A 19321-nucleotide genomic window follows, 5' to 3' on the forward strand; every position below is an offset into this window, starting at 1 on the left:
GAGGTGAATAGACAATGAAATTGGATACGGCTCAAGCCTCCTTTTCGCAGCTTCTCATATCCGGGACGTTAATCCATGAAGCGGATTTTGAAGAAATGCGTGAGCGGCTTGGCATCGAACCGCGGCCCCAAGTCGTTATCGTTTTGTCCATAGACCGTTATACCGATTTGGCTTTGGACAAGTCATTGCAATGGAGTATTGAGATCGGGCAAGTGCTGGTGGAAGCCATTTTTGAAAGTATCACCTTGCCATTCTTGTGGGTATGGGTGGGAGAAGGCGTGTTAGCCGTATTATTGGAACTCCAATCGATTCAGCCCGTAGAACCGACTTATAAGCAAATTACGTATGGCATGGTCCGGAAAATTCAAAACTTCGTGGATACGAAGGGCTTTTCCGTTTCAGCCGGAATTGGCACCTATTATGAAGATCCTTACAAGCTTCATCTTTCCTACAGCGAAGCCAAAGAATCATTGATCGACCGTTTCTTTCAAGGAAACCGGATGATTTTTCAATATGAAGGACAAAGAAGCATTCAGGAAGACCGTGCAAAGCCGGTGACCCAAGAAGAGAAAATCGAATTGCTGTCACGTGTCCGGATCGGCGATGAAGAAGGCTCGATTGCTTATTTGGTCGAGTTATTAGAAAATCTTTCCCAATCGTATAAGCATAATATTGATCTATTTAAGTCGGAAGCTTATGATCTAGTACTTTCTTTGTCAAGAATGGTTGTCGACTTAGGAGGTAATGCTTCTGAAATTTTATCTGAAAATGCGCGAATGCTTCAAGATTTGTACAGTACCATTCGCTATGACAAATTTGTTAAAAAGCTGTGCGCATACTGGAGGAAGTTAGCCAAGCAAGTATCGGACGATCATGCTTTAGAGGTGTCCCCCATTGTACGATCCGCCATTGTTTATATAAGAGAACATCATCAAGACAAATTGTTATTAAAAGAAATTGCCCAGCATTGTTACTTAAGCACCCATTATTTTGCCCATATATTCAAAAAAGAAGCGGGTTTAAGCTTTGTCGACTTTCTAAATAAAGTTCGTATTGAGAAGGCGGTTTATTTGTTAGAGAAAACGGAATTAACCATGCAAGAGATTGCTGCGCGAGTCGGTTTTCAGGATGCGAACTATTTTGCAAGGAAATTTAAAATGATTATGGGGTGCAGCCCGACGGACTATCGGTCATCGGCCCAGTGCTAGTGTTATAGCAATAGAAACTTAAAGCCAATCCGCCCAGGGGTTGGCTTTTAAGCGTTTTCAAACAAATATTCACTTCTAGATTAAAGCGTAATATTGTGCTATCTTTCCGCAAATTTGGCTAGATTCAGATGCCTTTTTTTTAAGTAAGATGTAAACATAGAAACAAACAAACTTTATTTCATCAACCTACAGGAGGGAAGCAGCTTTGAGACAAATTGAACTGCTGAATCCGCCAGAATTCGTACGACAGTCCAATTGGCGGGATCGATTCGAGACCAAGGTATCCCAGTGGTTGACCCCTTGGGAAGGCGAGGAAGAAGTCCAAGTCGGTTTCATCGGCGTTCCGCTTTCTAAGACGTCAATCAGTATTTCAGGCGCTTCGATGACACCGAATGCCCTGCGCGAATTGTTTGCAAATGTCACGACGTACAGTATCGACCACGGTGTCGATTTGCAGGAATTGCAGGCACGTGATCTTGGTGATATTCAAATGCATGTGACGGATCTGCTGCGCTGTCATGCCAATATCGAACAAGGACTGAAGAACATTTACGCAGCCATGCCTCATTTGTTCCCGATTATTGCTGGCGGTGATCATTCCATTACTTGCCCCTCAGTGAAAGCGTTTAAGCACCATGTTGGTGGAAAGGTAGGCATCGTTCAGCTTGACTCCCATATGGATGTCCGAAATCTGGAGGACGGAGGTCCTTCCAATGGAACGCCAATCCGCGGGTTGATCGAATCGGGGACGGTCTGCGGCCGCCATATTGCGCAAATCGGACTTCACAGCTTCGCGAATTCAAGAGCATATCATGAATATGCGATGGAGCAAGGAATTACTCAATACACGGCGCGTCAGGTAGCCAAAGAAGGAATCGAAGCTTTGGTGGAAAAGGCGCTGGAGGTTGCCGGTGACGGGACGGATGCGATTTATGTAACGGTTGACATGGATGTACTTGATCAAGCTTATGCACCTGGTGTGCCAGCGCTCGTTCCAGCCGGAATGACCTCATGGCAGTTGCTGGAAGCTGTATTCCTATTAGGACAGCATCCTAAGGTCCGAGGCTTTGATATTGTTTGTGTAGATCCTATGCAGGATCCCCGCAGAGCAACGGTCAGGACTACCTTGCATGTTATCTTGACTTTCTTGACGGGATATATGAAACGAATTTAATTTAAACACAACATAGAGGAGTGACTATTCATGGAACAAACTAACAAACGTACAATTCGAGCAGCACACGGAACGAAACTTACAGCAAAAGGTTGGCAGCAAGAAGCTGTCCTGCGCATGTTGATGAACAACCTGGACCCTGATGTAGCAGAACGTCCGGAAGATCTTGTTGTCTACGGCGGAATTGGGAAAGCGGCACGGAACTGGGAATCTTATGACAAGATCGTAGAATGTTTAACGAACCTGGAAGAGGATGAAACGCTGCTAGTACAATCCGGGAAACCGGTTGGTGTATTCAGAACGCATTCGCATGCGCCGCGTGTTCTCATCTCCAACTCGGTGATTGTTCCGGCCTATGCCAACTGGGAAACGTTCCATGAACTCGATAAACAGGGACTTATGATGTACGGTCAAATGACGGCTGGCAGCTGGATTTATATCGGAACGCAAGGCATTTTGCAAGGTACGTATGAGACCTTCGCTGAGGCAGCTAGGCAGCATTCGGGAGGCACTTTAAGAGGTACTCTGACATTAACGGCAGGACTTGGCGGTATGGGCGGCGCTCAACCTCTCGCTGTAACGATGAACGAAGGCGTAGTCATAGGTGTAGACGTAGATCCGACTCGTATTCAACGCAGAATCGACACTCGTTATTGCGACGTCATGGTTTACGATCTGGATGAAGCGTTGAAGCTTGCGAACGAAGCGAAAGCTGAGGGGAGAGCGCTCGCTATTGGGCTAGTAGGAAACGCTGCAGAGGTGTTCGCGGAATTTGTGAAACGAGGAATTGTGCCTGATTTCGTAACCGATCAAACTTCGGCTCACGATCCGCTTAACGGCTATGTGCCGGTCGGTTATTCATTGGAAGCTGCGGCTGACTTGCGTAAAAACGATCCAACGCAGTATGTGAAGCTGTCCAAAAAGTCGATGGCTGACCATGTTCAGGCGATGCTTGATCTTCAAAAGCTGGGGTCAACCGTATTTGATTATGGTAACAACATCCGTCAAGTGGCTCTGGATGAAGGGGTTAAGGATGCCTTTAATTTCCCTGGATTTGTTCCGGCTTATATTCGTCCGCTCTTCTGCGAAGGGAAAGGACCGTTCCGCTGGGCAGCATTGTCCGGTAATCCGGAGGATATCTATAAAACCGATGAACTTGCATTGAAACTGTTCCCAGAAAATGCGCATCTGCGTAAATGGATCGAATTGGCTAGAGAAAAAGTCGCATTCCAAGGTTTGCCAGCTCGTATTTGCTGGTTAGGGTACGGGGAACGGGCCAAGATGGGTCTGGCGATTAACGAAATGGTACGCAATGGAGAATTATCCGCGCCGATCGTTATCGGACGTGATCACCTGGATTGCGGTTCCGTGGCTTCGCCAAACCGTGAGACTGAGTCCATGAAGGACGGCAGCGATGTAGTTGGCGACTGGGCTATCTTGAATGCTCTTGTGAATACAGCATCCGGTGCGAGCTGGGTTTCCGTCCATCATGGCGGCGGAGTAGGCATGGGTTACTCCCTGCACGCAGGTATGGTTGTTGTTGCGGACGGTTCCAAAGAAGCGGATGAAAGATTAGCTCGTGTCTTGAACACAGACCCTGGAATGGGCGTCATCCGTCACGCAGATGCGGGTTATGACATTGCCATTCAAACGGCGAAGGAACGCGGCGTTCGCGTACCGATGATGGGTATCTAAAGGTTCTGAATATATAAAAGAATGATGAAAACTCGCAGCAAGCCCGATCGGGCTTGCTGTATTTCGAGGGGGAGAAACGATGGAGAACAATCGGATTGACCTGCTGATCCATAACATTGGTACGCTGATCACGATGCAAGGAACTCAGGAACCGCGCCGAGGCGATGAAATGTCAGAGGTTGCAGCAGTTCGAAGAGGAGCTGTGGCAATCACAGACGGTATCATTGTTGCAGCGGGATCGGAAGATGAAGTTTTGGCTCAAATCGGTGAACGGCCGGTAACTTCTAAGTATGATGCTGAGGGTAAGCTTGTTACCCCTGGACTTATTGACCCTCATACGCATTTGGTTCACGGCGGCTCTCGAGAGAATGAATTAGCCTTAAAGCTGAAAGGCGCTTCTTATTTAGAAATTTTGGCTCAAGGCGGCGGGATTCTCAGCACAGTCCGTTCAACCCGTCAGGCTTCGGAGGATGAGTTGTACGTAAAGGCTAAAAAAAGCTTGGATACGATGCTTTCTTATGGGGTTACCACAGCAGAAGCCAAGAGCGGATATGGTCTAACGCTGGAGGATGAGCTTAAGCAGCTCCGAGTCACTCGCAAACTCAATCAGGAACATCCGGTTGATCTGGTGTCTACGTTCATGGGTGCTCATATGGTGCCGGAAGAATATAAGGGTCGGTCACAAGAATTCGTTCAGCTACTCATTGAAGAAATGCTCCCCGAAGTGAAACGTCAGGGACTTGCTGAATTTTGCGATGTGTTTTGTGAGCACGGCGTATTCTCCGTAGAAGAATCGGAGCAAATCCTGTTGGCCGCAAAAGCGATGGGCTTCGGTCTGAAAATCCATGCGGACGAAATCGAGCCGATGGGCGGCGCGCAGCTTGCCGGTAAACTCGGCTGCACATCTGCTGAGCATTTGATTGCCGCATCGGACGAAGGGTTGGAAGCGATGCAAAGTGCCGGCGTCATTGCCGTCTGTCTGCCAGCTACTTCTTTTAATTTAAGGCTGAAGCATCACGCTCGTGCACGTAAGATGATTGAAATTGGACTCCCCGTTGCTTTGTCCACGGATTATAATCCAGGGAGTTCGCCAACGGAATCTATACAGCTCGTCATGACGCTGGGCTATCTGAATTTAGGGATGTCGCCAGAGGAAGTCCTGACGGCTGTGACGATCAATGCGGCTCACGCGATCGGAAAAGCGGCTACCATAGGCAGTTTGGAAGCGGGCAAACAGGCCGATTTGGTTATTTTCAATGCGGATAACTTGGCCTATCTGCCTTATCACTTCGGGATCAACCATGTTCATTCCGTATTCAAGCAAGGAAAAATGGTCGTCTCGGACGGCAATCGGATTCATTAAAAGGTGTACTAAGACTTGGGGGGGATCAGCATGGAAGCTCCGACGGAAGTAAAAGAGAAGCCTGTGCAAGCGGAAAGCTTGAATGTTTTGAACAGAACGCAGCTTGTTATCCAAGCTGCTCTAGATAAAATGGGATGTGCAGAATCCCTTTACGAATTGCTAAAGGAACCGCTTCGCTTGCTAACCGTACGCATTCCTGCGAAAATGGACGACGGTTCGGTAAAGGTATTCACAGGGTACCGCGCGCAGCATAATGATGCGGTTGGACCGACAAAGGGGGGTATTCGCTTCCATCCCGGGGTCACTGAAGACGAAGTGAAGGCTCTTTCCATGTGGATGACCATCAAATGCGGCATTGCCGATCTGCCTTACGGCGGAGGCAAAGGCGGGATTCAGTGTGATCCGCGCACGCTGTCCTTCGGCGAGTTGGAACGGTTAAGCCGTGGTTACGTACGGGCAATCAGCCAGCTTGTCGGGCCGACCAAGGATATTCCGGCGCCGGACGTGTTCACGAATTCACAAATTATGGCGTGGATGATGGATGAATACAGCCGGATTCGGGAATTCGATTCGCCAGGTTTTATTACCGGCAAGCCGCTCGTCTTGGGAGGATCGATTGGAAGAGAATCATCTACCGCCATGGGCGTAGTGCTGTTGCTTAGAGAAGCGGCTCATGTTGCTGGGATTCCGATTGAAGGCGCGCGCGTCATTATCCAAGGCTTTGGCAATGCAGGCAGCTTTCTTGCTCAGTTCCTACACGAGGCTGGAGCCAAAGTGGTAGGCATTTCGGATGCGCTAGGGGCGCTCTATGATCCTGAAGGCTTGGACGTGCAGTATTTATTAGATCGACGGGATTCTTTCGGAACGGTGACGAATTTGTTCCCGAATGCCATCTCGAACCAAGAGCTGTTAATCCAAGACTGTGATATTTTAGTGCCGGCTGCGATTGAAAACCAGATCACTGAAGACAATGCGGCTGACATTAAGGCAAAGATTTTGGTGGAAGCGGCTAACGGACCGACGACTTTGAAGGCTACTGAAATTTTGACCAATAAAGGCGTTTTGATCGTTCCAGACGTGCTTGCCAGCTCTGGCGGGGTCATCGTATCGTACTTTGAATGGGTCCAAAACAATCAAGGATATTATTGGAATGAAGAAGAAGTGAATGAAAAGCTTCAGCAAATATTGAAAAAATCATTTAACAACGTCTATCAGTTATCCTTGCAGAAGCAAATCGACATGAGATTGGCGGCCTATATCGTTGGTTTAAAGCGAATGGTCGAAGCGATCAAATGGCGCGGCTGGATCTAATCTATGCTCTGAACAAAATGCCTTGGAAGGTGATGAATCATGAACAAGTTACGTGAAGATGCTCTTCACATGCATAAAAAGTATACCGGAAAGCTGGAGATTCTCGCCAAGGTTCCGGTAGGCACTGTCCGTGATTTGAGTCTTGCCTACTCCCCGGGAGTTGCAGAGCCTTGTAAAGAGATTTTTATTGAAAAAGATAAAGTATACGAATATACGATGAAAGGAAACCTGGTTGCCGTTGTTACCAATGGAACGGCTGTACTCGGTTTGGGAAATATCGGTCCGCATGCGGCTATGCCGGTGATGGAGGGAAAGGCTTTGCTTTTCAAAGTATTTGCCGGTGTCGATGCGATTCCGATCTGTTTAGATGCGTTGGATAAAGAGAAAGTGATTGAGACAGTTAAGCAGCTTTCACCTTCATTCGGCGGAATTAATTTAGAAGACATCGCAGCCCCGGATTGTTTTGAAATTGAAGAGAGGTTGAAAAAGGAATGCGCTATTCCTGTTTTCCATGATGATCAGCATGGTACGGCTATAGTCATTGCGGCTGGATTAATCAACGCTCTCCAATTAGTCGACAAAACGATGGATCAAATTCGTGTGGTCATTAATGGGGCAGGGGCAGCCGGCATAGCGGCCATGAAGCTTCTGGGCCATATGGGTGCTAAGGATATCATCGTATGCGATACGAAAGGTATTATCTATGAAGAAAGACAAGAAGGCATGAATCCATTCAAGCTGGAAATAGCACGGATGACGAATAAAGATCGTCTAACAGGTAAGCTAGCCGATGCAGTGAGAGGAGCCGATGTTTTCATTGGTGTTTCCGCGGCGGGGGCGCTTACGAAAGAAATGGTCAGTTCCATGAATCGAGATTCCATCATATTTGCCTTAGCGAATCCGGTACCGGAGATTATGCCGGAGGAAGCGAAAGCCGCCGGAGCTGCGATCATTGGCACAGGACGCTCTGATTTTCCCAACCAAATCAACAATGTATTGGCGTTTCCTGGCATTTTTCGCGGCGTACTAGATGTACGTGCTAGAGAGATTAATGAGGCAATGAAACTAGCCGCTGTGTACGCCATTGCCGGTTTGGTTCCAGCAGATAAGTTAAATCGGGACTATGTAATTCCTCATCCTTTTGAACCGATGATTGCTCCGAATGTGGCTGCTGCGGTTGCTCAAGCAGCTATGGATACGGGGTGCGCAAGATTATACATCAATGCGGAAGAGGTTAAGGATAGAACAAAGAAACGGATCCGCAAAAACGATGCGGTAGGTTCGTATTTTTCTTGGTACGCTGACATGACAAAGGAAGAGTAGGCATTGTTCGGACTAGTTATGCGGGACTTGGTTTTTCCAGGTCCTTTTTTCATTCGGTTATGGATAATTTCAAGGAGATGCTTACATGTCTTATTCAGTCAAAGTCATTAAGAAGCATATGCAAATAACGACCACTTGGTCGGGGGGAACAACAACACAGCTAGCCATATATCCTGAACACGCGGAGTATAATAAACGAAATTTTTTATGGAGAATCAGCACGGCCCGCATTCATGATGAGCATTCTTTGTTTACCTGCCTTCCTGATTTTTGGAGAAAGCTTATGATTATAGAGGGAGAGGTGATTCTCGAATATGAAGGATCACATCAGGTGGGGGTAAAGCCCTACGAGCAGGAGAGCTTTAGCGGAGGATGGGTCACTCGGAGTATGGGGAAGGTAACAGACTTCAATCTCATCACAGCGGCGGGATGCCGGGGAGAACTAGAAGCTTTATTGATCAAAGAAGGAACTTCATATGAGATCGAATGTCACAAGGATGATGTGGAATTTTCACTAGTAACAGAAGCTTTTTATTGTTCGGATGGCCGAATAAACGTTAGTATTAATGAAGATCAGTCTCTAAGGTTAGAGAAAGGCGACTTCTGCGTATTATCATGGAAAGCATCACTAGATAAGGTGAATATTAGGATAAGCCATTCTGGTAATGAATCTGCAGCATATGTCATTCGTGCCAGTATTGTGAGTTGAATTTTTTCTGAGGAAGTGATGGAATGATGAACTATGACGTAATCATTGTTGGTGCCGGTTCGATGGGGATGGCTGCAGGCTATTACTTGTCTCTGGAGGGGAAAAGTGTTTTGCTGCTGGATTCATTTAACCCTCCGCACGATCGCGGGGCACATCACGGCGATACCCGTATCATCCGGCATGCCTATGGCGAAGGGACGAGCTATGTCCCGCTAGCCCTCAGAGCCCAGCAGCTTTGGTTTGATTTGGAGCGAGAGTCGGGAAGAAAACTGTTCTGCCAAACCGGGGTGCTGAATGTAGGCACTCGTGATTCAACCTTTCTACAACAAGTTGTTTCTAGCTCCGAAGCCTATTCACTTCCGCTACAAACTGTGGATTCCAGTAAAATTCATACTGTATGGCCTGGCATTTCGCTTCCAGATGGCTACGTGGGCTGCTTCGAATCGGATTCAGGCGTGCTTAAAAGCGAGGAATGTATTCGTGCTTATCGGGAACTGTTGGAGCATCATCAAGTTACTATCTTAACGAATACATCCGTACAAGAGTTGTCTATTGATTCTGCCGGGGTGACGGTCCAAACAGCCAATGAAAGTTATACAGGACGCGCCCTAATCGTTACAGCAGGGGCTTGGTCTTCGAAGCTGCTTCCTCTTATGAATATCCATCCACCGCTTGTTACCAAAAGAAAAACCTTTGCCTGGTTTGAAGCAGATGACTTTTTATTCGGAGAGGAACAGTTTCCGGCGTTTACGTTTGAAACCTCCTTGGGACATTATTACGGTTTTCCCAGCATGGGGGGAGCTGGTCTTAAGGTAGGACGTCATGATGGGGGACTTCGGATTAATCCGGATGAAGCAATTCCCGAGTTTGGGGCACTGCAGGAGGATGAAGAAGACTTAAGAATGTTTTTAAGCCGGTTTATGCCTCTTGCCAATACGAAGCTGCGCAAGGGAAAAACCTGCACTTACACCCTTACTCCCGATGAAAATTTCATCATAGATACACATCCAGAGTATCCGCATATCGCCTTTGCTGCTGGATTTTCCGGCCACGGGTTTAAGTTCAGCAGTGTAGTCGGGGAAATCTTATGCCAGCTAATTACAAAAGGCAAAAGTGAGCATGACATTTCTTTATTTTCAATGAACCGTTTTAAGAACGGGTATTAACAGAATGAGTCCTCGCTAGTTTTGTGCTAGATATCTTACAAAAAGAAAAGGACGGTCAGCGGAGAAGTCGATTTCCGACCTCCCCGACACCGTCGGCGAGCATCGGCTCGGGGAGCTGCTGCTGTAAGTGCGTTTTTCGCGCTTATCTGTTCGAGGCAGGATGATTAAGCGTGTTTTACGCACTTAATCAGTAAGGACGGTCAGCTGAGAAGTCGATTTCAGACCTCTCCGACACCGTCGGCGAGCTTCGGCTCGGGGAGCTGCTGCTGTAAGCGCGTTTTTCGCGCTTATTTGTTCGGGGAAACACGATTAAGCGCGTTTTCGGCACTTAATCAGTAAGGACGGTCAGCTGAGAAGTCGATTTCCGACCTCTCCGACACTGCCGACGAGCATCGGCTCGGGGACTCCCGCTGTAAGCGCGTTTTTGAGCCTGTCGATTAACTGTTCATAACTTCGGAAATTCTGCGGGAGACCACAAAATGTATGCGAAAAATCATACATAATGAGCGGCACACACAAGTGATTTGAGCCCTGATTCTGTATATGTATCCGAAAAATCATATACATTCTCTGCCATGTGTCCGTGCACTTTAAAACTGTCCACAATTAATCGACAGCCCGTTTTTCGCGCTTATCTGTTCGAGGCAGCATGATTAAGCGCGTTTTCCGCGCTTAATTAGCACGGGCGTCAGCTGAGAAGTCGATTTCCGACATCTCCGACACTGCCGACGAGCTTCGGCTCGAAAAGCTCCTACTGTAAGCGTTTTTCGCACTTATCTGTTCGTAGCTAAGAAAGTATAATCTTTATACTTTTGCTCCGCATCTACCTTGACAAACGCGCTCGTTCCAGAAGGACGACGGAGTCGTTAATCCTTATTTAAATCTCATACGGCATTCATAGTACTATCAGAGATTGTGGATACACTTATTTGTGTAAGTAAAATACAATTGATGAGGTGGAATGAAACGATGAAATTGATTAGTAAGAAGATCATTGTAGGTACAGCAGCAGCAAGTTTAGTGCTAGGAAGCGGTGTTGTTGGACTGTTACATACAACAGCATTTGCTAATACAGTGGGGACTTTATCTCCACAAATGATGACAAATCAGGTAAGTAACAACGAAAAAGACAAAGAAGCAGCGGACAATACAGAACAACAAGATCAAGATCAAGAAGTTGCCGAAGATGCCAATGGTCAGGATCAAGAGGTTGCAAATGACGCAGAACAGACTGGAAAAATCACGAAACAAGAACAAGCAGACGGAGAGCAAAACGAACAAGATAACGAAATGAATGACGATCAACAATAAGCGACTTTGAAATAGCTGGACCGCTTGCCTCACGTGAGCAAAGTGGTCGGTGATCATGGAACAAATTCTCGAATTCGACATATAAATAACAGTGTCAGACTCATGATTCCTCTAAACCACCTACCCATTTAGGTGGCCTTTTTTTGTAAAAAAATAGCGTATTCTAATGAAGGCGGGGATTGAATGCCTGGTAAGTTAGGTCTACATTTATTTTTTTCTAAGGATCGTCATATCCGTTCCTATTTGCCGCCGACATCCGTATTGAATCGGAATTCTTTTTTTCAGTTCATGAGGCGGTATCACTCGGTTTACATCAAACCGAATATGTCCCATATGGGTAAAGGTATCATCAAGACTTGGTTAGCGAATGGACAATATCGAATAGTCAAAGTGAAAGGGAATGTCAAAACTTGTAGAACGCTAGAAACCACCTATAACGCTGTTCGAAAACAATCATCAAATAGCCTTTATATCATCCAAAAAACAATTGATTTAGCAAAACTCAAAGAAAGACCTTTTGATATCAGAGTTATGATGATGCGCAACTCACAAAATAGCTGGCAGTATTCGGGAATGTTAGCCAAAGTTGCGGGACAATCTAGCGTTATTACCAATGTGAATAGAGGAGGAGGATATGCGACTCCAATTGGAAATGCTTTATCCGCAGCACTTCGTTTATCCAAGAATGAGCAGCAAAAAATGATTCAAGAACTAATTCGTATAAGCTATCGTATTTGTAACCGATTCAACTATTACAAGTATTCTTCCCAAATAGGCATCGATTTTGCTGTTGATCAACATCGTAGGATATGGATCATTGAAGTGAATTTTGACTATCCCTCCCATGGCTTGTTTGGAAAACTCAGCGATAAAACCATGTATAGACAGATTAAGTTCCTTAGAAATTCATATTTAAAATCTTTAAGAGCCGGCAAGATAAGACGAAAGTGAATAGGCTTCAAACTTAACCCGCGAACTTCGTGGGTTTTTAGCATTTGCCACTCGCTTTCTTTCTCATCGCGTATTCTAACATTGCGAAGGTTCGAGACTTAAATCGCCATCGTGACTGGCGGGTACTCAGGCGTCGGACTTGAAACAACCCGCGCTCTGGCTGAAGCAGGTGCGACAGTAATTGTACCCGCACGTACACCAGAGAAAGCTCGCGCATCGGTTGCAGGCATCCCTCGGGTTGAGCTGGAGGAGATGGATCTAATCGATCCTGCTTCAATCGACGCATTCGTGCAGCGGTTTCTGGACTCTGGACGACCGCTGGATATCTTGATCAATAACGCCGGCATCATGGCTCCTCCGCTAGTACGTGACGCGCGCGGTTACGAATCCCAATTTGCAACCAATCATTTGGGTCATTTCCAGTTGACGTTACGGCTTTGGCCGGCCTTGAAACAGGCGAGAAGCGCGCGGGTAGTCTCTGTTTCTTCAACTGGCGTTCGCTTCGGTGGCGTTGATTTTGAGGATCTTAATTTCGAACGACGGGAATACGATAAATGGAAGGCCTACGGCCAGTCCAAGTCAGCTAACGCGCTTTTTGCCGTTGCACTGGACAAGCGCGGTCAAGAACACGGTGTCAACGCCTTCTCTGTTCATCCTGGCAGAATTATGACTGATTTGGCGCGATTTTTATCAGAGGAAGAAAGTGCAATAGGTGGAGTATATAAGACTACTGAGCAGGGAGCGGCTACGAGCGTTTGGTACGCGACCAGTCCTCAGCTTGAGGGTAAAGGAGGCGTTTACTGTTTAGATGCCGATATCGCCGAAGTCATTCCTGATTTTGATCTGAAAGGAATGGGGCAAACGCTTATTGGCGTACTTCCTTGGGCGATCGATCCGGATTTTGCGGAACGACTTTGGCAAATTAGTGAGGAAATGACCCATATAAAGTTCAGGGCCTGAGCGCAAAAAAGTCTTTTCCGAGATAATAATAAAGTAAAATCTTTGGAATAAAGACGTCTGAGTGAACAGGCGTCTTGTCCAAATTACATAGAAAGAAGGAGAAGAATGGAGCCAACATTTTCAATCGCTGAGATATCCGAAAAGACTGGACTCAGTTATGATACGATACGTTATTATGAGAAAATCGGACTGATGCCTACAATAAGGCGCAATAAAAATGGGTAACGTGAATACGATAAGGAAGATTAGGGTCGTATAATTTTCGTGACGAAGCTAAAAAGAACCAACATGCCGCTGAAGGAAATTGAACGGTATATGACCTTGGCATCCGCTCATGATTACGATAGCTGCTACAGCATACTTTATGAACATAAAAGATAAATGAAATGCAAGATGCTTTGGCTGTAATGGACTTTAAACTTATACATTATCAGGACCTCATAAAGCATCATTCAGGCCGGTCTCGACTTGATCTTCCTCACCCAGGTTAAAATCACTAACCTCGCCGCGGATGCTGCCAATCCCCGGGACAGCCAGCATCGATTTCCTTAAGGAGAACCTCGCCGCTGCCAGCATCCGTTTGGCGCCGGAGGAAGTAGACACAATCACCCTACTTATTCCAGAAGAGAATTGAAGCTGAAGACCGCTTTACTTCCTAACATGACCTATGCAGTTGAAGTGAATTTCTGGAAATACCCTTGATCCATTGGAATTTATCCACTGTTTTACTCATTTGCGCATAGAGATGACACGAATGGGGAATTTTGGATTTCATTGGATTTTTTCCAATGAAAGTACGATTTCTCATGTCTGAACAAGTAATCTATTGGATTTTCTCCAATGATATTGATCGTATTTTAGCTTATATCCAATTAAATCCAGATACTACATAACTCATGTTCCTAAGATAATGCAATAAAAAACACATTAGTATAACAAAAAACGGTCCTATCGCAAAAGATGCGAACAGGTCCGTTTATTTGTATGTTTATGGTTTAGTGTGAAATAAAATTTCAGAAATGTATAGACAAAGTGAAATAAAAATCTATAATAAGGGTATGCAAGTTCAAAGCTACACATGAAACCGTAGAGGGTGACTCCCATGTTAAAAGGTGGATTAGTAAGTATAGAAGAGGCGATGGGGAGCTTAAAGCCCATGGAGCGCAAGGCCGCACAATATATTATGGAGCATCCGGAACAGGTCGTCAGCCTTTCCGTGCAGAAGCTGGCAGAGTTTGCTGACGTAAGCGAAGCAACAATTGTAAGGCTTTCACGCTCCCTTCACTGTAAAGGATTTCGAGAGCTGAAGCTGAGGATCGCGGGTGATTTATCACAATCGTCGCTGCCTACAGAATCGTACCAAGAAATCCGTACCGACGGATCTATCGTAGATCTCATTAAATCAGTATCCAATAACAATATTGTTTCAATCCAAGATACTTTAACGGTACTCTCTCCGGAAAGTGTAGAAAAAGCAATTAATTCGCTGAGCAGCGCAAGAAAAGTCGGCGTGTTCGGGGTAGGTGCTTCAGCGGTTATCGCGAAGGATTTTATGCAAAAGTTAACGCGTATTAATCGCTGGTGTGAAATCGGCACAGGTTTTGATGCTCAAGCAACTATTGCGGCCAATCTAATTCCCGGTGACGTCGTCTTCGGCATTTCTTATTCAGGCCAAACCGAAGACATGATTCGCGCGCTGGCTATTGCTAAGAACAACGGTGCCTCAGTCATTACGCTGACCCGGTTTGGAGCCAATCCGGTATCGGAGCTTGCGGATATACAGTTATTTATAAGCACTTTAGAGAAGAGTATCCGCAGCGGGGCGATGGCCTCAAGGATTTCTCAATTGAATGTGATCGATATTTTGTACGCCGGAATCGCAGGGCGTCATTATGAGGAAAGCATCAAATCTCTAGAAAAGACGCGGCAAGCCGTCATGGCGGGAAAACGCAATGGATAAAGTGGATCGCTTGGTGGAAGGATGGGTGCGCGATGGGCTCTTGCCAGGCGCTGTTCTAGACATTACGATATCGAACCGCTTTCGATACCAAAAATCATATGGAGCATTCTCCGACGGCACAAAGGAACATCCGATTCGTCTGAACACAATGTTCGACATCGCATCCCTTACGAAGGTAACCGCTGCGCTTCCAGCCATTCTGGTACTAGTGGCCAAAGAGAAGCTGTCGCTGGACAGCTCCGTGCAGGCTTACTTGCCTGCATTCCGCCACCCGCAAGTCACGCTGCGTCATCTATTGATGCATGCGTCCGGGCTGCCGCCGGATTTACCTTACCTTCCGCGTAAAGCAGCTCGGCCAAACCTAATCGAGGAAATTCTGGGGCAAGAGCTTTTATTTCAGCCAGGTAAGGAAAAGCTGTATAGTGATCTCGGTATGATCCTCCTTGGGATCATTATAGAGCGTGTGTCTGGCGAGCCGTTGGATCGCTTCGTTAAGCAGCATATATTCGATCCACTTGATATGCGGCATACGGTTTTTAACCCCGGCTCCGAACTTCAAGATCGCATTGCCGCAACCGAGCTGATAGACGGAGCCTACATCATCGGTGAAGTTCACGATGAAAAGAGCTTCCACCTCGGCGGTGTTACCGGCAGCGCGGGATTATTCGCATCAGCGGACGACCTAGCACGCTATGCGGCATGGTGGTTACAGCCGGAGCAGTGGAATATTGTTCCGCCATCGCTGATGCGAGAAGCTACTTCGGCTCCAGTACGCGGCCGCGGACTTGGCTGGGAACTCAAGGATGATTCCGCTGACGTCCCTAGCTGCGGAGAAAGCTGGCCTACAGGTAGTTTCGGTCATACAGGATTTACCGGAACGAGCTTGTGGGTTGCGCCCGAACAGGGTATCAGCGTCGTATTTCTTACCAATGCCGTTCATTTGGGCCGAAACAACAAGATCCGGGAGCTGCGTCCAATTTTGCATGAAGCGGTTTTGTCCTCATTTCTATCATGAGGTTAACATAGATAAGTAAACATTAAAGGGAGGCTTTCTAAATGAAACGTTTATTCAGTGGGGCATTATTAACTATGGTCGCTGCTTCTTCCATGCTTGTCGCTTGCAGCAGCAATACCGCAACTCCTAGCGCAACCCCTGGTGGAGCTAGTACAGCGCCATCGGCAGCACCTCAGGAAAAAGTGAAGTTGACAATGGGCAGCTGGCGTACGGAAGATGCGGATGCTTATGCTAAAATCATTGCTGAATTTAAGAAAAACAACCCGAACATCGATATCGATTTCAAGCCGACTAAAAATACGGAATACAATACAGCCCTAAACACAGGCCTGCAAAGTGGAAATGGCCCTGATATTATTCATCTTCGTCCTTATGCGGCAGGTGCTGTGTTAGCAGATGCCGGTTATTTAGAGCCGTTAACCAGCCTCAAAGGAATGGACGTATTCTCGAAGGACACTTTGCTGGCCGCTACAGGATCAGATGGTAAAGTCTACGGCGTACCGACTGTATTCAGCTCCACGCAAGTATTTTACAATAAGAAAATCTTCCAAAAATATAATCTTTCAGAGCCTAAAACGTGGGATGAGTTGTTGAAAACGGCGGATACTTTGAAGAAAAATAAAGTAACTCCGTTTGCTTTCGGCTCTAAGGAAGGTTGGATTCTTTCCCTGACTCAAGGTACACTTGCACCGTCCGTTTACGGTACTGATTTCATTAAGAAGATACTTGCTGGCGATGCGAATTTCAAAAGCCCGGAATATGTAAGTTCAATTAAAATGCTCAAAGATATGACCCCGTACTTCCCTGATAATTATGTAGGGATCGGTATGGATGATATGAGAAACATGTTTGTTTCCGAGCAAGCCGCTATGATGGTCATGGGCGATTGGGAATATGCCGTTATGAAGAAAACGAATCCAGATTTACAGATGGATGTATTCCCAGTTCCGCCGATGAAAGCGGATGGTAAAGCAACGGTTACGACTTGGGTAGACGGCTCTTTTGCAGTGAATGCGAAATCTGCTCATAAAGCGGAAGCTCTGAAATTTATGGAGTTTTTGACTACGAAAGAGTTTGGAGCTCTAGCGGTAAATGAACTGCAAAAACCAAGCACAATCCCAGGTGTAGCGGCGAAAGATCCGCTTGTAGCCAAAATTGCTAAGAATGCAGATACGATTTCTACACCTTACGCATCCGTTGTCTATTTCAATGCAGGCAACCCTACAACCAAAGCTACATTAGAAAACTCAATTCAAGGCATGTATTTAAACAAACTGACTCCGGAGCAAGTAGCGGAAGAAGTTCAGAAGAGTGCCGATACATGGTTCAAGCCTAAGAAATAAATCTATTTTTAAGAAGAGGGGTGGGGGCACATGAATAACTTTGCAAAATCGTCTTGGTGGAAAAAGGGAGCCGTTCATCTGTTCCCGGTTCCTGCCCTCGCAGTTTACATTCTTTTCGTGATCTATCCGATCCTTTCGGCTTTCGGTTACAGCTTTTATGACTGGAAGGGTCTCACCCGCGGGGAGTTTGTGGGGCTGGGCAACTTTGTGAGCCTGTTTACAAAAGAACCGTTCAACCATTTATTTTGGAATGCGTTTGGTCATAATCTTTATTATTTTGCTGTTGAAATGGCTGTTCAGAACGTGATTGCGTTCGTGCTCGCTTATTTTGTGTACAGCAAACTTAAGGGTTCGAACTTTCTGAAAATGGCTTACTTTTTACCGAGACTGCTTTCTGTCATCGTCGTAGGTTTTTTGTGGAAACTCATGTTGAACCCGAACAACGGTATTGTTAATGTACTGCTCAAAAAGATCGGCCTGGTTTCGTGGGCTAAGCCTTGGCTCGGGGATCCGGCTTATGCGTTAACCTCCATTACAATCGTCAACAGCTGGTTTGGCGTAGGTTTCTCCATGTTGATATTTCTCGCAGGTTTACACGCTATTTCGACAGAAGTTATTGAAGCGGCCAGATTGGACGGAGTAAAAGGTTCTCGCCTGATCCGTTCCATTATCCTGCCGATGATGAGTCAGTCACTAATTATAATAACTGTGTTTACCTTTATTCATGCTTTCGAAGCGTTCGAACTCATCTATGCCATGGAAGGTTCGCAAGGAGAACCTTACAACTCCACCGACACGCTTGCTGTGTTCTTTTATCGGATTGCGTTTGGCGGCTCGTCTGGCGGCGATTCGGTCGCATTGGGCCTGGGTTCGGCATTGGCAGTAGTCCTATTTTTCATTATCGCGACCATTTCCGCATTCTTTCTATACTTCACTAGGAACCAATCGGCTCATTCATAATGAGAGACTTTGGACTACGCCAAAGATCCCTATATTAGGAGGCAGACATGAAAACCAACAAATCCGTTCGGGGGCTCCAATATGCTGCGGCGTACGTGGGTGCACTGGTCAGTTTGTATCCGATCTTTCTGATGCTGACCTCCTCTTTCAAGACGAATATCCAGATTTTGAAAAACCCGATGTCGCTTCCGACTTCTATATCGTTTACGGCATATAGTAAGCTAATCCATCAAATTCCGTTTGGAACTTATTTTTGGAACAGTGTCGTGGTTAGTAGCGTTTCCGTCGTTTTGATTTTGCTGTTTGGCGTTTTGGCATCGTTTTATATCGCCAGATATCCATTCCGTTGGAATGGTTTGCTGTTCTTCTTTTTCCTTTTAGGCATGATGATTCCAATTAAGCTTGGGATCGTACCGCTGTTCTTATTGATGAAAAAGCTAGCTCTTTTGAATAGCGTTTGGTCGCTCGTTAGCGTCTATACAGCGATTGGAATGCCGCTTGCTGTCTTGATTTTAACTGGTTTTTTTAGAACGCTGCCGAAGGAGCTAGAGGAAGCAGCGCGTATCGATGGATCTTCGGATTTCGGTGTTATGTGGCACGTATTGCTGCCGCTTATTCGCCCTGCACTGGGGACGGTCATGATTATGAATTTTATTATGGCGTGGAACGATTTCTTTTTCCCGCTGATTTTTATCCAAGACGATATGAAAAAGACGATACCGGTGGGCATGCTGTCACTTTTCGGACAGTATTCTACAGATTTAAGTATGCTATTCGCCGGGCTCACGTTGGCTTCCGTGCCGATGATCGTCATGTTTTTCCTAGCGTCGAAACAGTTTATGGAAGGCATGACGGCAGGAGCGGTGAAATAA

Annotated in this window: 18 protein-coding genes; 17 read left to right on the top strand and 1 reads right to left on the bottom strand. The window is 46.2% G+C overall.

Going from position 1 to position 19321, the window contains the following annotated elements:
* The first annotated feature begins 14 nt into the window (after nucleotides 1–14).
* From ASG93_RS02650 to ASG93_RS37040, 12 genes are all read left to right on the top strand, one after another.
* Nucleotides 15–1208, top strand: coding sequence for a helix-turn-helix domain-containing protein (locus tag ASG93_RS02650; RefSeq protein ID WP_056828538.1), 1194 nt, complete (start codon nucleotides 15–17; stop codon nucleotides 1206–1208).
* A 205-nt stretch (nucleotides 1209–1413) separates the two neighbouring features.
* Nucleotides 1414–2382: an agmatinase family protein gene (locus tag ASG93_RS02655; protein WP_056828540.1), complete on the top strand. Its 969-nt coding sequence runs from the start codon at nucleotides 1414–1416 to the stop codon at nucleotides 2380–2382.
* A gap of 30 nt (nucleotides 2383–2412) precedes the next feature.
* Nucleotides 2413–4077, top strand: a complete 1665-nt coding sequence (hutU, locus tag ASG93_RS02660; RefSeq protein WP_056828541.1) for a urocanate hydratase — start codon at nucleotides 2413–2415, stop codon at nucleotides 4075–4077.
* Between the two features lie 79 nt (nucleotides 4078–4156).
* The gene (gene hutI, locus ASG93_RS02665; protein WP_056828543.1) at nucleotides 4157–5440 is read left to right on the top strand and encodes an imidazolonepropionase; all 1284 of its coding nucleotides are present in this window, start codon (nucleotides 4157–4159) and stop codon (nucleotides 5438–5440) included.
* A gap of 30 nt (nucleotides 5441–5470) precedes the next feature.
* Nucleotides 5471–6751, top strand: coding sequence for a Glu/Leu/Phe/Val family dehydrogenase (locus ASG93_RS02670; protein WP_056828545.1), 1281 nt, complete (start codon nucleotides 5471–5473; stop codon nucleotides 6749–6751).
* 39 nt (nucleotides 6752–6790) lie between these two features.
* Entirely contained in the window at nucleotides 6791–8074 is a 1284-nt protein-coding gene (locus ASG93_RS02675) for an NADP-dependent malic enzyme (protein WP_056828547.1), read from the top strand.
* A gap of 85 nt (nucleotides 8075–8159) precedes the next feature.
* Complete coding sequence (locus ASG93_RS02680) at nucleotides 8160–8783, top strand: HutD family protein (protein WP_056828549.1); 624 nt, start codon at nucleotides 8160–8162, stop codon at nucleotides 8781–8783.
* A gap of 23 nt (nucleotides 8784–8806) precedes the next feature.
* Complete coding sequence (solA, locus tag ASG93_RS02685) at nucleotides 8807–9949, top strand: N-methyl-L-tryptophan oxidase (protein ID WP_056828551.1); 1143 nt, start codon at nucleotides 8807–8809, stop codon at nucleotides 9947–9949.
* Nucleotides 9950–10918: 969 nt separating this feature from the next.
* Nucleotides 10919–11260: a hypothetical protein gene (locus ASG93_RS02690; protein WP_056828554.1), complete on the top strand. Its 342-nt coding sequence runs from the start codon at nucleotides 10919–10921 to the stop codon at nucleotides 11258–11260.
* 183 nt (nucleotides 11261–11443) lie between these two features.
* On the top strand, nucleotides 11444–12211 hold the full coding sequence (locus ASG93_RS02695; RefSeq protein ID WP_056828556.1) for a YheC/YheD family protein: 768 nt from the start codon (nucleotides 11444–11446) through the stop codon (nucleotides 12209–12211).
* A 111-nt stretch (nucleotides 12212–12322) separates the two neighbouring features.
* Complete coding sequence (locus ASG93_RS02700) at nucleotides 12323–13171, top strand: SDR family NAD(P)-dependent oxidoreductase (protein WP_235550706.1); 849 nt, start codon at nucleotides 12323–12325, stop codon at nucleotides 13169–13171.
* 105 nt (nucleotides 13172–13276) lie between these two features.
* Nucleotides 13277–13396, top strand: a complete 120-nt coding sequence (locus ASG93_RS37040; protein WP_082614663.1) for a MerR family DNA-binding transcriptional regulator — start codon at nucleotides 13277–13279, stop codon at nucleotides 13394–13396.
* Between the two features lie 213 nt (nucleotides 13397–13609).
* Here the strand turns inward: ASG93_RS37040 and ASG93_RS34765 are convergent, their stop codons facing one another.
* Nucleotides 13610–13774: a hypothetical protein gene (locus ASG93_RS34765; protein ID WP_156410766.1), complete on the bottom strand. Its 165-nt coding sequence runs from the start codon at nucleotides 13772–13774 to the stop codon at nucleotides 13610–13612.
* Between the two features lie 499 nt (nucleotides 13775–14273).
* Between ASG93_RS34765 and ASG93_RS02705 the strand changes: the two genes are divergently transcribed.
* The 5 genes from ASG93_RS02705 to ASG93_RS02725 are packed head-to-tail and all read left to right on the top strand — an operon-like array spanning nucleotide 14274 to nucleotide 19321.
* On the top strand, nucleotides 14274–15131 hold the full coding sequence (locus tag ASG93_RS02705; protein ID WP_056828558.1) for a MurR/RpiR family transcriptional regulator: 858 nt from the start codon (nucleotides 14274–14276) through the stop codon (nucleotides 15129–15131).
* Complete coding sequence (locus ASG93_RS02710) at nucleotides 15124–16146, top strand: serine hydrolase domain-containing protein (protein WP_063891742.1); 1023 nt, start codon at nucleotides 15124–15126, stop codon at nucleotides 16144–16146. Before ASG93_RS02705 ends, ASG93_RS02710 begins: the two co-directional genes overlap by 8 nt.
* A gap of 41 nt (nucleotides 16147–16187) precedes the next feature.
* On the top strand, nucleotides 16188–17489 hold the full coding sequence (locus tag ASG93_RS02715; protein WP_056828560.1) for an ABC transporter substrate-binding protein: 1302 nt from the start codon (nucleotides 16188–16190) through the stop codon (nucleotides 17487–17489).
* Nucleotides 17490–17519: 30 nt separating this feature from the next.
* On the top strand, nucleotides 17520–18449 hold the full coding sequence (locus tag ASG93_RS02720) for a carbohydrate ABC transporter permease (RefSeq protein WP_056828562.1): 930 nt from the start codon (nucleotides 17520–17522) through the stop codon (nucleotides 18447–18449).
* A gap of 47 nt (nucleotides 18450–18496) precedes the next feature.
* Complete coding sequence (locus ASG93_RS02725; RefSeq protein WP_056828564.1) at nucleotides 18497–19321, top strand: carbohydrate ABC transporter permease; 825 nt, start codon at nucleotides 18497–18499, stop codon at nucleotides 19319–19321.

Source organism: Paenibacillus sp. Soil787, from assembly GCF_001429545.1.
In the GTDB taxonomy this organism is placed as follows: Bacteria; Bacillota; Bacilli; order Paenibacillales; family NBRC-103111; genus Paenibacillus_E.